Source organism: Corynebacterium uropygiale, from assembly GCF_021568315.1.
Taxonomy (GTDB): Bacteria; Actinomycetota; Actinomycetes; order Mycobacteriales; family Mycobacteriaceae; genus Corynebacterium; species Corynebacterium uropygiale.
The window spans coordinates 257,643-271,640 of record NZ_JAKGSI010000004.1; the positions used below are offsets into that span (position 1 = coordinate 257,643).

Genomic DNA, 13,998 nt, shown 5'->3' on the forward strand with positions numbered 1-13,998 from the left:
TTACTTCCTGTGATCTGCAATACAGTGAGGAGCGCGCCATGAATTGGCTCAACGCACTCGTCATCATTCTGTACCTCTGCGCCATGCTGCTTTTTGGCATCTGGGGACGGAAGAAAACCGCCGACGCCTCGGACTACCTCGTCGCCGGCAGGCGGCTCGGCGGGCTCATGTACACCGGCACGATGTCGGCCGTCGTCCTCGGCGGGGCGGCCGCCGTCGGCGGGGTGGGGCTCGGCTATACATACGGGCTCTCGGGGGCGTGGCTGGTCACCGCCATCGGCCTGGGGGTGCTGCTGCTCTCCGCGATCTTCGCCCCCATCATCCAGAGGCTGAAGATCTACACGGTGACCCAGATGCTCACCCTGCGCTACGGCACGGAGTCCACCCAGGCGGCGTCGATCATCATGCTCGCCTACACGCTCATGCTCGCGGCGACGTCCACGGGCGCCTATGCGTCGATCTTCGTCGTGCTGTTCGGGTGGGAGCGCTGGGTGTCGGTGCTGGTCGGTGGGAGCGTCGTGCTCATCTACGCCGTGGTGGGCGGCATGTGGTCCATCACGCTCGCCGACATGGCGCAGTTCCTCCTCATGACGCTCGGGACCTTTGGGCTCATGCTGCCCATCGCGCTGCACCGCGCGGGCGGGTGGGGCGGCCTCCACGCGCGCCTCGACGCCGAGTTCTTCTCCTTCACGGGGATCGGCGCGCAGTCGATCATCACGTACTTCGTGGTGTACACGCTGGGGCTGCTCATCGGGCAGGACATCTGGCAGCGCGTCTTCACCGCGCGCACGCCGGGGGTGGCGCGCTGGGGCGGGACCGCCTCCGGCCTCTACTGCATCGTGTTTGGCGTGGTGGGCGCGATCATTGGGATGGCGACGCGCGTCGTGATCCCCGGCATCGAGTCCAAGGATGATGTCTTCGCGCGCGTGGCGAGCGACCTCCTGCCCGTGGGGCTCGGCGGCGTGGCGCTCGCGGCGGGGGTGGCCGCGATGATGTCGACGGCCTCCGGTGGGCTCATCGCCGCGGCGACCGTCGCCCGCGCCGACGTGCTCCCCCTCCTGCAGAAGATGCTCCGCCAGCGCCACCCCCACCGGCTCAGCGCCTACGAGGCAGCGAGCCAGGCCGACTCCGCCGTCTCCGCCGCGCACAACGCCGAGGAGGACGTCCACTCCCACCGCGGCTGGGTGCTGGGCTTGGGCGTCGTCGTCCTCCTGCTCTCGCTCGCGGTGCCGGATGTGGTGGCGGCGCTGACCATTGCGTACGACATCCTCGTCGGCGGGCTCTTCGTCGCGATCATCGGCGGGCTCGTGTGGCAGCGGGCGACGGGCACGGCGGCGCTGTGGTCGATGATCGTGGGCAGCGTCGGCACGCTGGCCACGATGGCGGTGCTCGAGGCGCAGGCGAGCGAGCGCTTCGCCGGCATCTACGCCAACGAGCCGATCTACGTGGGGCTCGTGGCCTCGGCGGTGGTGTTCGTGGTGGTGTCCCTCGCCAGCGCGCCCACCGACCCGGAGGTTCTCCGCGCGTGGAAGGAGCGATCTCACACTCCGGCCGCCCCTTGACGTATCCCACCCTTAGGGGAGACACTAGTCACACCATATTCCGAGTGTGAAAGGACTCCCGTGCCTGAGGTTCTGGATCGACGGCGCCGGGTGGCCGATCGGCCGCCCGTCTCCCTCACCGCGCGCGTTCGCTGACGACGCCCACCCCGCAGCACCCCATTCCCACCCCCGGCAGCACACCCGCTGCCGCCTCAGCACAAGGACACCAACCATGACCCTCGATTTTTCGCCGCCCGCCAACAGCACCGACCTCGATGAGGTGGCGGAGACCGCCATCCGCCGCGCCGAGCGCTGGCTCGCCGAGACCGACACCGCCGCCACGGGATCCGAGGCCCGGGCCACCGAGCAGCTCGCCGACCTCGTCCGCGACCCCCAGGGCGTCCGCTTCACCATGGACTTCGTCGACCGCGTCGCCCGACCTGAGGACAACGAGGTAGCCGCGAAGGAGCTGGCCAAACTCCAGAACGCGCCGGACTTCCTCGGCCGCTTCAACAAGGGGATGCTGGGCCTCGGGGCCCTGGCGGGGAAGGCCCTGCCGGGCGTCGTGATGCCCGTGGCACGCAAGCGGCTGCGCCAGATGGTGGGGCACCTCGTGCTCGACGCCGGCTCCAAGGCCCTCGACGCCCGCCTCAGCGCCGCCGCCGAGGAGAACGTGCAGCTCAACCTCAACCTGCTCGGCGAGGCCGTCCTCGGCGAGGACGAAGCCCGCCACCGCACCGAGCGCACCATCGCGCTCATCCGCAACCCCCGCGTCACCTACGTCTCCGTCAAGGCGTCGAGCCTCTGCGCGCAGCTCAACCACTGGGATATCGATGGCTCGACGGCGCGCCTCAAGGACCGCCTGCGGCCCGTCTACCGGGAGGCCCTCGCGCAGTCCCCGCAGGTGTTCGTCAACCTCGACATGGAGGAATACCACGACCTCCACCTCACCATCCGACTGTTCACCGAGCTCCTCAGCGAACCCGAGTTCCTCCCCCTGCGCGCGGGGATCGTCCTCCAGGCCTACCTGCCGGACACCCTCGAGGCCCTCCAGGAGCTCACCGCCTTCGCCCACGAGCGCCGCGCCCAGGGCGGCGCGCCCATCAAGATCCGCCTGGTCAAGGGCGCGAACCTCTCGATGGAGCGCGTCCAGGCGGAAAGCCACGGCTGGGTGCAGGCCCCCTATTCCTCGAAGCACGAGGTCGACGCCAACTACCTCCGACTCCTCGACTACATCCTCCAGCCCGAGCACGCCGACGCGGTGCACGTCGGCGTCGCCAGCCACAACCTCTACACCATGGCGCTCGCCTGGGAGCTGGCCGTCCGTCGCGGCGTCACCCAGCAGATGGAAGCCGAGATGCTCCAGGGCATGGCGCCCGCCCAGTCGCGCGCGGTGCACCGCGTGGTGGGGAAGATGATCCTCTACACGCCCGTCGTCCACGCGGAGGACTTTGACGTGGCCATCAGCTACCTCGTGCGGCGGCTCGAGGAGAACAGCGAGAAGCAGAACTTCCTCCACGCGCTCTTCGCCCCGGAGATCGACGGCGCGGAGATCACGCCGCTCGAGGACCAGAAGCGCCGCTTCCTCGACGCCGTGCGCGCCCGGTGGGAGGTGCCCGTCGGCGCGCGGCGACCCCAGAACCGCCTCGAGGAGCAGGGGAGCCAGGCCCCCGGCGGCCGCTTCCACAACGAGCCCGACACCGACCCCGCCCTCCCCGCCAACCGGGAATGGGCGCGCCGGATCCTCGCCAGCGACCCGGGTGCGGTGGAGCACCCGGAGGTGAGCGATCCGGGCGTCGTCGACGCCGCCGTCGCCCAGGCCGCCGCCCTCCACCCCGAGTGGGCCGCCCGCAGCGGGGCGGAGCGGGCGGAGGTGCTCGACGTCATCGCGGACGAGCTCGCCTCCGCGCGCGGAGAACTCATCGCGGCGATGGTGCACGAGGCGGGGAAGACAATCGGGCAGTCCGACCCCGAGGTCTCCGAGGCCATCGACTTCACGCACTACTACGCCCAGTGCGCCCGGGCGCTCGACACCGCGCGCAGTGAGTTCACGCCGCACCGCGTCGTGGCCGTGGTGCCGCCGTGGAACTTCCCGGTGGCGATCCCGGTCGGCGGGATGATGTCCGCACTGGCGGCGGGGGCGGCCGTGCTCATCAAGCCGGCGCCGCAGGTGGTGCGGTGCGCCGAGGTGGCCGTCGCGGCCATCCACCGCGGCCTGGAGAAGGCCGGGCTCAGCGCGGACCTCGTGCAGCTCATCAACGCCGATGAGGGGGAGGCCGGGCGGCGGCTCGTCACCCATGAGGGCGTCGACGCCGTCACCTTCACTGGCTCCTCCGAGACGGCGAAGCTCTTCCGCAGCTGGCGGCCCGACATGGTCATCAACGCGGAGACCTCCGGGAAGAACGCGCTCATTGTGACGCCGGCGGCGGACCCGGACCTCGCCGTCGCGGACCTGTATCAGTCGGCTTTCGGCCACGCGGGGCAGAAGTGCTCCGCGGCGAGCCTCGTCATTCTTGTTGGCAGCCAGGGAGAGTCCGAGCGATTTATGAACCAGCTGCTCGACGCCGTCCGCACCATCGAGGTCGGCTACGGCCGCAATATCGCCACCGAGATGAACGCCCTCATCGAAGCGCCCGGGGAGAAGCTGCGCCGCGGTCTCACCACGCTCGACCCCGGCGAGCAGTGGCTCATCACCCCCAAGCCGCTCAACCCGGAAGAAACCCTCTGGTCCCCCGGCGTGCGCGATAACGTCCAGCCTGGCAGCTGGTACCACACCCACGAGTGCTTCGGCCCGGTGCTCGGCATCATGCGCGCGAAGAACCTCGAGGAGGCCGTGCGCTGGCAAAACTCCACCGGCTACGGGCTGACCGGCGGCATCCACTCCCTCGACGACGACGAAATCCGCTACTGGATGGAGCACGTCGAGGTCGGCAACGGCTACATCAACCGGGGCATCACCGGGGCCATCGTCCAGCGCCAGCCCTTCGGCGGCTGGAAGGCGTCGAGCCTCGGGGCCGGCGCGAAGGCCGGCGGGCCGAACTACGTGGCACAGCTCGGCACATGGGCCGACGCCGACCTCACCCCCGCCCAGCCCGGCGCGAACATCCGGCCCAGCGTGGCCCGCATCATCCGCGAGAACAGCCACCTCCTCGACCGCGAGGACGAATCCTGGCTCTGGCGCGCCGCCGACCTCGACCAGCGCGCGTGGGACAGCGAGTTCAGCGTCGAGCACGACCCGAGCGCCCTGGTCAGCGAGGCCAACATCTTCCGCTACCGCCCGCTGGACGCCCCGCTGCGGGTCCGCGCCGGCGAGGGCGCCACCCCGCGGGAGCTTCTCCGCCTGCGGATGGCCGGGGAGATCACCGGGGTGGGCGTCGACATCAGCGCCACCCCCGAGCGGGCGAGCGAACTCGCCCGCCACGGCGTGGATGTCCGCTCCGCGACGGACAGCGCCTTCGCCCGGGAGGTGGCCGAGTCGGAGAGCATCCGCGTGCGCGCGGTGGGGGCCGTGGCCGACTCCCTGCGCGACGCGGCCGTTGTCTCGGGCTCGACGGTGCTCGACGCGCCGGTGCTCGCGGACGGCCGTCGGGAGCTTCTCCCCTTCCTCCTTGAGCAAGCGATCTCCGTCACTATGCATCGATTCGGTGTAATCCGAGAGATGGGAGGCATGCGCCGTATGGCATATTAAGGGGCGTGTTTGAGTCTCAGGAGAAAACTAGTGGTGGGTTCGGTCTCGAGGACAACGACCGCGCGGTCATCCTCGGCCGCGACGGGCGCTGGCTAGCGGGCTGGGCCCTCCGCTTCATCATCGTGGCGGCTGCGGCGTGGCTGCTCTGGCAAGGACTGGGCTACATCTGGACCGGCCTCCTGCCGATCCTCCTCGCCATCCTTGTCTCCACGGTCCTCTGGCCCCCGGTGAAGTGGCTGCGTCATCACAAGGTTCCCTCCGTGCTCGCGACGGTGATCACCATGCTCGGTGCGTTCGCGATCTTCGGTGGGATCCTTGCGCTCATCGCGCCGAGCGTGGTGCAGCAGTCGAAGGACCTCTTCGCGCAGGCGGAGAAGGCGGTCCACCAGATCATCGACCAGCTCCAGGGGGAGCCGTTCAACCTCGACATGGCGGCCGTCGAGAGCTCCGCGAACGCGGCCATCAACTGGGTGAAGGGGCAGTCGAGCAACATCGCGACGGGCGTGTTCACGGGGATCTCCGCGGCGTCCTCCATCGCGGTGACGTTCGCGATCATGCTCGTGCTCACCTTCTTCTTCCTCAAGGACGGCACGAAGTTCCTGCCGTGGCTGCGCAGCATCACGGGCAAGACCGCCGGCTGGCACCTCACTGAGGTCCTCACCCGCACGTGGAACACGCTCGCGGGCTTCATCCGCGCGCAGGCGCTGGTCTCCTTCATCGACGCGATCTTCATCGGCCTGGGCCTGGTCATCCTCCAGGTGCCGCTGGCCCTGGCGCTCGCGGTCATCACGTTCTTCGCGGGCTTCATCCCGATCGTCGGCGCGATCACAGCCGGCGCCCTCGCGGTGGCGATCGCCCTCGTCTCCAACGGCGTGACCAGCGCGATCCTCGTGCTCTGCCTCATCCTCATCGTCCAGCAGCTCGAGGGCAACGTCCTCTCCCCGATCATTCAGTCCAAGGCGATGAACCTCCACGCGGCGATCGTCCTCCTCGCGGTGACCGTCGGCTCGACGCTCTTCGGCATCGTCGGCGCGTTCCTCGCCGTGCCGGTGGCCGCGACCCTCGCGGTGTGGTTCCGCTACCACCACGAGCTGGTGGCTCTCCGCGCGGGCGAGATCACCATCGACGACATCGAGATCGCCACCGCCAACGGCGAGCAGATGAGCGGCTCCGAGGCCTTCGCCGCCGTCCGCGACCGGATGGCCGCGATTGGCCGCCGCACCCCCGAGAGCGTCGAGGACCCCTCGCGCAGCTCCACCTCCCTCAGCGCGCTGCGCTCGGAGCGCCAGCGCAAGCGCGTCGACGCCGAACCCGGCCTCACATCCTAGCCGGCGGGGGCGCGGGGCGGGCGCGGGGCGCGGGGCGCCCGCCCCATCCGTCCCACCCGCCCCTCCCGGTTCTCCGCGCGCGGGGAGACGATAAAGTCAAGAGCATGAGTCTTGCGCAATCCCGCTCGTCGGAGACCCCCTCGGCCTGTCTGGCGGAAGGGCGTCGTTAGCTGATGCCTACGACAACGGCACTGGGGCTCATCGGGGTATTTCTTTCTCTGCCCGCGTGGGCGGTGTTCCTCCGCGGGGTGGTGCGGGTGTACCGCCACGTGTCCGCGGGGCAGGATCTCCCCGGACGCGCGAAGCACCCCGGCCACCGGCTGTGGCGGATGCTGCGCGAGGTGTTCGGCCACGCCACGATGCTCAATAAACCGTGGGTGGGGGCCGCACACTGGCTAGTGATGCTGGGCTTCCTCTTCGGCTCCCTCGTGTGGTTCGAGGGGTACATCCAAAGTTTCCATCCCGCGGGCGGGTGGCCGCTGCTCCACGACTGGGCGGTGTACCGCTTTGTGGAGGAGGTGCTGGCGATCGGGACGGTCGTGGGCATCGTGTTCCTCATCGGGGTGCGGCTGTCGTTGGGGCACCGGCGGCGGGAGTCGCGGTTCTTTGGGTCGCAGGCGGGGGCGGCGCGCCTCATTGAGGTGATCGTCCTCGTCGAGGGGCTCGGCATGCTTGCTGTAAAAAGTGCAGCCCTTGCTTCTTTTCCAGCATCGGACATCCACCCGATCGCGGATTTCCTCTCCCGGCACATCGCCGCCCTGCTGCCGTCGAGCCCTGTCCTGGTCTCGGTGTTCGCGCTCGTGAAGCTGCTGATGGGCATGCTTTTCCTCGTCACGGTGGGCCTGAATCTCACGTGGGGTGTCGCGTGGCACCGCTTCCTCGCGTTCTTCACGATCTTCTTCCGCCGCCACCCCGACGGCCGCAAGACCCTAGGCGGCCTCAACCCGATGGTCTCCCGCGGCAAGGAGCTGACGGTCGACTCCATCACGGAGGAGGACGTGCCGGGCGTGGGGCGCCTCGGCGACGCCAGCTGGAAGATGCTTCTCGACGCCTCCACGTGCACGGAGTGCGGGCGCTGCCAGGAGCTCTGCCCGGCGTGGAACACGGGCAAGCCGCTGAGCCCGAAGCTGCTCATGACGGACATCCGCAACGCGTCGTTCCTGCTGAACCCGGAGGACGAGCTGGGCATCGACCCGGATGTGCTGTGGAGCTGCACCAACTGCGGCGCGTGCGTGGACCAGTGCCCGGTGGACATTGAGCACATCGATCACGTCGCGGACCTGCGGCGCTTCAGCGTCCTCCAAGAGGCCGAGTTCCCCAGCGAGCTCGGCGACATGTTCCGCAACCTCGAGACCAAATCCAACCCGTGGGGGCGGAACAACCGGGAGCGCCGCTCGTGGATCGACGAGGCCCGGCGCGACGGCCTCGAGGTGCCCATCTTCGGCGAGGATGTGACCGACTTCTCCGACACGGAGTTCCTCTTCTGGGTCGGCTGCGCGGGCGCGTTCGACGAAGCCGGCCGGCGCACCACGCGCGCGGTCGTCGAGCTCTTGCACACCGCGGGCGTGAAGTTCGCGGTCCTGGCGTCGGGAGAAAGCTGCACGGGCGACCCGGCGCGGCGCGCGGGCAACGAGATCCTCTTCCAAATGCTCGCGGACGAGGCCATCACCACCCTCAACGGCGTGTTCGAGGGCGTGCCGGAGCACCAGCGGACGATCATCACGACGTGCCCGCACTGCCTCAACACCCTCATGAACGAGTACCCCGACTTCGGCGGGCACTACCACGTCCTGCACCACACGCAGCTGCTCAACCGCCTCGTGCGCGATGGGCGGCTCACCCCCGTGCCGCGCGGGCCGGAGAACCGCCGGCCGATCACCTACCACGACCCGTGCTTCCTCGGCCGGCACAACAAAATCTTCGACCCGCCGCGAGAGCTCCTCGGCGTGACGGGACTCGAGCTGCGCGAAATGGACCGCACCCGCAACGAAGCCTTCTGCTGCGGCGCGGGCGGGGCCCGCATGTTCATGGAGGAGAAGATCGGGACGCGCATCAACGAATTCCGCACCGAGCAGGCCCTCGCCACGGGCGCGGAGGAGATCGCGGTGGGCTGCCCCTTCTGCAACGTCATGATGACCAACGGCGCACATGGCCGCGCCCCCGTCCGCGACGTCGCCCTCATGCTGCGCGACGCCATCAGTGACGACGACGGCAACCTCCCGCACCCCCACGAACCCTCCTTCCTCGAGCCGCCGGTCCGCCGGGAGCTGCCCCTGCACCCCGCCCCCGCGCGCGGGGAGCGCGGGGGCCGTGGGGGCCGTGGGGCACAGCACCACGCGCCGGCGCAGACGCCGAGCGGAGCACCAGCACCAGGAGGAGCGGTACCCCCTGGGGCGGCGACCCCGCCTGCGCCGGGCGGGTCTGCGCCCACACCTCCGGGGGCGGCGACTCCCCCTGGGGCGGCCACTCCGCCTGGGGCAGCAACGCCCCCGGCTCCTGGAGCGCCCACTCTCCCTGGGGCAGCAACGCCTCCGGCCCCTGGTTCAGCGACCCCGCCTGCGCCGGGCGGCTCCGCCCCCATGCCTCCGGCCCCCGGCACGGCGGCACCTTCCGCGCCTGGAGCGCCGACGCCACCCGGATCGGCCACGCCCCCCGCACCCGGGTCTTCGGCACCCACGCCCCCAGGAGCAGCCACCCCTCCTGCCCCGGGTATAGCTACCCCACCCGCACCTGGAGCCTCTGTCCCCACGCCTCCGGGTTCAGCGACCCCTCCGGCCCCTGGTTCCTCCGCACCTATCCCTCCCGGAGGTGCCACCCCTCCGGGGGCAGCGACACCCCCTGCTCCTGGCGGTTCTGCACCCACCCCGCCTGCTCCCGGTACGGCAACTCCGCCCGCCCCAGGCACGGCAACGCCCCCCGCCCCCGGCACAGCAACCCCTCCAACCCCTCCAACCCCTCCTGCCCCTCCTGCCCCGCCCCCTTCTCCGCGCGCGGAGGACTAGCCTTTTCAGCTCGTCCCAGTATGCTGGCACCATGAGCGATTCTCCTTCTCCTCGTCAGCGCATTGGTGATGATGACCGTCAGGCGGCTTTCGACGCTCTGGGGGTGGCGTTCCGTGAGGGCCGTCTGGATGTGGTGGAGTATGACCAGCGGTGTCGGGAGATTGTGGAGTCGGTGTATGAGGAGGATTTGGCGGAGGTCTTCATTGATATCCCGCGTCGGGTAGAGAAGAGCCCCGGCTCGCCCGGCTCGCCCGCCTCGCCCGGCTCTCCCGCCTCGGTCTCTTCTTCGCGCGCGCCGGAGCGGGTGTATACGGAGTCGGAGGTGCAGCGCGCGCATGTGTCGGGGGCGCGGAAGCGTTTTGGCACGATGTGTCTCATTTCGCTCGCCTCGGTGTTGCTGGTGCTTCTGTCGGAAGAGCCGCTGTTTTTGGCGGCCATCCCGGCGGCGCTGGTGGGCTTGTATGTGTTGCGGTGGGGGCCACAGAGTTGGAATGTGATGTCGGCGCGGGAGGTGGAGCGTCGGGAGCGTCGGGAGTTGAAGGCGGCGGAGCGACGGCAGGCGTTGGAGCGTCGGGTGGCGCGTCGTGAGGTGCGGGCGGAGATTACGGACTCGGCGATGCGCTGGGCGAGCGGGGCGTTGAATCGGAAGAATCAACCGTAGGCTGCGGTTGATGGCTGTTTCTGCGGGACTCGGCGGGGCGTCTGTGGCACACTGAGCACCGTGAGTGACAAAATTCCGCCCCGCATTCTGGACCAGTCCGACAAGATGAAGGACGTGCTCTACGAGATTCGTGGGCCCGTGGCCGCCGAGGCCGAGGCCATGGAGCGCGATGGCCATCGGATCCTCAAGCTGAACACCGGCAACCCCGCGATTTTCGGTTTCGACGCGCCCGACGTCATCATGCGCGACATGATTGCCGCGCTGCCGTCCTCGCAGGGGTACTCGACGTCGAAGGGGATCATCTCGGCGCGGCGGGCCATCGTCACGCGCTATGAGCTCATCGATGACTTCCCGCGCTTCGACGTCGACGATGTTTTCCTCGGCAACGGCGTTTCCGAGCTCATCACGATGACCACCCAGGCGCTGCTCAACAACGGCGACGAGGTGCTCATCCCCTACCCGGACTACCCGCTGTGGACGGCCGCGACCTCGCTGGCCGGCGGCACCCCGGTGCACTACCGCTGCGACGAGGAGAACGAGTGGAACCCGGACATCGAGGACATCCGCTCGAAGATCACGCAGCGCACCAAGGCGATCGTCATCATCAACCCCAACAACCCGACGGGCGCCGTCTACTCGCGTGAGGTGCTGCAGCAGATCGTCGACATCGCCCGCGAGTTCCAGCTGCTCATCCTCGCCGACGAAATCTACGACCGCATCCTCTACGACGGCGCGCAGCACATCAGCATCGCGGAGCTGGCCCCGGACCTCCTGTGCATCACGTACAACGGCCTGTCGAAGGCCTACCGCGTGGCCGGGTACCGCGCCGGCTGGATGGTGGTGACCGGCCCGAAGACGCACGCCCGCGGCTTCATCGAGGGCCTCGAGCTGCTCGCCGGCACGCGCCTGTGCCCGAACGTGCCGGGCCAGCACGCCATCCAGGTGGCGCTCGGGGGCCGGCAGTCGATCTACGAGCTCACCGCGTCGACGGGGCGCCTCCACCAGCAGCGCGACATCGCCTACGAGAAGCTCAACGCCATCCCCGGCGTGAGCTGCGTGAAGCCGCGCGGCGCCCTCTACGCGTTCCCGCGCCTCGACCCCAACGTCCATGAGATTCACGACGACGGCCAGTTCATGCTCGACCTCCTGCGCGCGGAGAAGATCCTCCTCGTGCAGGGCACGGGCTTCAATTGGCCGGAGCCGGACCACTTCCGGGTGGTGACCCTCCCGTGGCCGTCCGTCCTGGCGGAGGCCCTGGACCGCCTGGGCAACTTCCTCGCGAGCTACAAGCAGTAATGGGCAAGCATCACAGCGCAGCACCAGCTCAACGCCATTGGCCCCGCCTCCTCCTCACCGGGTTCCTCATCATCGTGGGGGTCCTGACGATCATCGGGGTGGCGCGGGAATGGCCGTCGTCGGACCCCGTCAACGTGGCCCCCGAATTCACCCGCACCTTCAGCCTCAACCAGGAGCAGGTGCGCGGCCACGTTGACCTCGTCGAGGACGGCACGTGCTCCTCCCCCTCCGTGGGGCAGGCATTCGACGACGGCCCCGTCGACCCCCTCGAGACGGGCGGCGACACCTGTCAGCGGGCGATCGTCGCCATCGAGGAGGGCCCCGACGCCGGCAAACACACCCTGCTCATCAGCAGCGGCATGCCCGGGGACCCCGAGTTCCACGAGGGCAGCGACATCATGATGAGCACCTCGGGCGGCAGCTACGCGTTCAGCGACGACCACCGCAGCACCTCCCTCGCCGTGTGGCTCATCATCATCGCGGCGGCGATCATCGCGTTCGCCGCGTGGCGCGGCGTGCGGGCGCTGCTGGGCCTGGTTCTCACGCTGGTGATCGTCGTCGTCTTCCTCCTGCCGGCTCTCTTGCGCGGGGGGAACGGCCTGTCGCTCGCGCTGGTGGGCGGCTCGCTCATCCTCTACGCGGTGCTGTTCCTCGTGCACGGGGTGAGCTGGAAGACGGCGTCAGCGCTGGGCGGGACGCTCGTGGCGCTGGGGCTGTCCGGGCTGCTCGCGCACTGGATGATCCACTCGACGGCCGTGCGCGGCCTCGGCTCCGAGGACAACCTCAAGATCCTCCTCTATCTTCCCGACGTCTCCGTGCGCGGGCTCATGCTCTGCGGCTTCATCATCGGCGCGCTCGGCGTACTCAACGACGTCACCATCGCACAGTCCTCCACCGTGAACGAGCTCGCAGCCCTGAACCCGGACAGCGGGCCGCTGAGGCTCTTCGTCGGCGCGATGCGTGTCGGCCGCGACCACATCGCGTCCATGATCTACACCCTCGTCCTCTCCTACACGGGCGCCACCCTCCCCCTCCTGCTGCTCATCCGGCTCTCCGACCGACCCCTCGGCCAGATCCTCAGCAGCGACATCGTCGCCACCGAGATCCTCCGCTCCGGGATCGGCGCCCTCGCGCTCACCCTCGCGGTGCCCCTCACGACGGCCATCGCCGCGCTCACCGTCCCAGCGCACGCACCTGCCAGCCCTCGCGCCGCCACTCCTCCGCGCACAGAACGTTCCGCGCGTCAATGATCCGCCGCGCCGCGGTGAGCCGGCCGGTGAGCCGCGGGTCGAGCGTGCGGAAGCACTCCCACTCCGTCGCGAGGATGAGCAACTCCGCCCCCTCGAGCGCCCCCTCCAGCGAGGGGGCGGTGCCGACGCGCACCTCGGGGTCGTACACCGTCACCCGCGCCCCGCGCGCGCGGAGAGCCTCCGCGACCGCGAGCGCCGGCGAGTCACGCGTGTCATCCGAGTGCGGCTTGAACGCGGCCCCGAGAACCGTCACCCGACGCCCCTCAACGCCTCCCAGCATCTCCTCCGCGAGGCTCACCGCGCGCAGGCGGCGGCGCTGATTGATGGCGTCCACCTCGGAGAGGAACGCGAGGCTCTCCGGCACCCCGAGCTCCTCCGCGCGCGCGATGAACGCGCGGATGTCCTTCGGCAGGCAGCCGCCCCCGAAGCCGAGGCCCGCGTGGAGGAAGCGCGGGCCGATGCGGGAGTCCAGGCCGAGCGCCCGGGAGAGGTGGGAGATGTCCGCGCCGGCGGCCTCGCATACTTCTGCCATCGCGTTGATGAAGGAGATCTTCGTCGCGAGGAACGCGTTGGCCGCGGACTTCACGAGCTCCGCGGAAGCAAGGTCCATGCGCAGCAGCGGCGCCCCCGCCCCGATGGGCTCCGCGTACACCGAGGAAAGCGTGCGCGCGGCGGCGTCGGAGTTCACGCCGATCACGATCCGATCCGGCGCCAGCGTGTCCTCCACCCCGTGGCCCTCGCGGAGGAACTCGGGGTTCCACGCGATCTCCACGTCCACGCCCTCGGGCGCGCGCTCGCGCGCGCGGAGAGCCAACTCGGCCGCCGTGCCGACGGGCACCGTCGACTTGCCGACCACGAGGTGCTCCCCCGGCGGCAGGGCGGGGATGAGGGAGTCCACGGCGGCGTGGACTTGGGAGAGGTCCGCGGCGGGGCTCTCCGCGCGCTGGGGGGTGCCGACCGTCAGGAAGTGGACGGTGGCGTGGCGGGCGGCCTCCGCGGGGGAGGTGCTGAAGGTGAGGCGGTGGGCGTCGAGCCCTTGAGTGAGGAGAGGGCCGACGCCCGGCTCGTGGAAGGGGAGCGTGCCGCGGGAGAGGGCCTCCACGCGGGCGGGGTCGATGTCGATGCCGATGACCTCGTGGCCGAGGGAGGCCATGCACACCGCGTGCGTGACCCCCAGGTAGCCCAAACCAATGACAGATAACCTCATGGGGCCATTCCTATCGGGCGGAGGA

At 69.8% G+C, this 13,998-nt stretch carries 8 protein-coding genes; 7 read left to right on the plus strand and 1 reads right to left on the minus strand.

From position 1 onward, the window contains the following. Positions 1–38: 38 nt before the first annotated feature. The 7 genes from L1O03_RS08915 to L1O03_RS08950 all read left to right on the plus strand — a co-directional run bounded on the left by L1O03_RS08915 (position 39) and on the right by L1O03_RS08950 (position 12,766). Complete coding sequence (locus L1O03_RS08915; RefSeq protein WP_236119434.1) at positions 39–1,562, plus strand: sodium:solute symporter family transporter; 1,524 nt, start codon at positions 39–41, stop codon at positions 1,560–1,562. A gap of 211 nt (positions 1,563–1,773) precedes the next feature. Then, complete coding sequence (locus L1O03_RS08920) at positions 1,774–5,229, plus strand: proline dehydrogenase family protein (protein ID WP_236119435.1); 3,456 nt, start codon at positions 1,774–1,776, stop codon at positions 5,227–5,229. Between the two features lie 5 nt (positions 5,230–5,234). After that, positions 5,235–6,557, plus strand: coding sequence for an AI-2E family transporter (locus L1O03_RS08925; protein WP_236119436.1), 1,323 nt, complete (start codon positions 5,235–5,237; stop codon positions 6,555–6,557). 173 nt (positions 6,558–6,730) lie between these two features. Continuing rightward, positions 6,731–9,559 carry a heterodisulfide reductase-related iron-sulfur binding cluster gene (locus L1O03_RS08930; protein ID WP_236119437.1) on the plus strand — a complete coding sequence of 943 codons (2,829 nt, stop codon included), beginning with the start codon at positions 6,731–6,733 and terminating at the stop codon, positions 9,557–9,559. 31 nt (positions 9,560–9,590) lie between these two features. Further along, positions 9,591–10,220, plus strand: coding sequence for a DUF1707 SHOCT-like domain-containing protein (locus L1O03_RS11545; protein ID WP_268914229.1), 630 nt, complete (start codon positions 9,591–9,593; stop codon positions 10,218–10,220). Between the two features lie 105 nt (positions 10,221–10,325). Next, positions 10,326–11,516: a pyridoxal phosphate-dependent aminotransferase gene (locus L1O03_RS08945; RefSeq protein WP_236119540.1), complete on the plus strand. Its 1,191-nt coding sequence runs from the start codon at positions 10,326–10,328 to the stop codon at positions 11,514–11,516. Continuing rightward, positions 11,516–12,766: a YibE/F family protein gene (locus tag L1O03_RS08950; RefSeq protein WP_236119438.1), complete on the plus strand. Its 1,251-nt coding sequence runs from the start codon at positions 11,516–11,518 to the stop codon at positions 12,764–12,766. The genes L1O03_RS08945 and L1O03_RS08950 overlap by 1 nt, the downstream gene beginning before the upstream one ends. Here the strand turns inward: L1O03_RS08950 and L1O03_RS08955 are convergent. Beyond that, a complete protein-coding gene (locus tag L1O03_RS08955; protein ID WP_236119439.1) occupies positions 12,690–13,973 on the minus strand; it encodes a UDP-glucose dehydrogenase family protein in 1,284 nt (427 codons plus the stop codon). The two genes, L1O03_RS08950 and L1O03_RS08955, sit on opposite strands and share 77 nt — an antisense overlap. Between the last annotated feature and the right edge of the window lie 25 nt (positions 13,974–13,998).

Bases quoted from the DNA above. Each gene is read 5' to 3' on its own strand.
- L1O03_RS08915 (WP_236119434.1), top strand. From the start codon at position 39: ATGAATTGGCTCAACGCACTCGTCATCATTCTGTACCTCTGCGCCATG.
- L1O03_RS08920 (WP_236119435.1), top strand. From the start codon at position 1,774: ATGACCCTCGATTTTTCGCCGCCCGCCAACAGCACCGACCTCGATGAG.
- L1O03_RS08930 (WP_236119437.1), top strand. From the start codon at position 6,731: ATGCCTACGACAACGGCACTGGGGCTCATCGGGGTATTTCTTTCTCTG.
- L1O03_RS11545 (WP_268914229.1), top strand. From the start codon at position 9,591: ATGAGCGATTCTCCTTCTCCTCGTCAGCGCATTGGTGATGATGACCGT.
- L1O03_RS08945 (WP_236119540.1), top strand. From the start codon at position 10,326: ATGAAGGACGTGCTCTACGAGATTCGTGGGCCCGTGGCCGCCGAGGCC.
- L1O03_RS08950 (WP_236119438.1), top strand. From the start codon at position 11,516: ATGGGCAAGCATCACAGCGCAGCACCAGCTCAACGCCATTGGCCCCGC.
- L1O03_RS08955 (WP_236119439.1), bottom strand. From the start codon at position 13,973: ATGAGGTTATCTGTCATTGGTTTGGGCTACCTGGGGGTCACGCACGCG.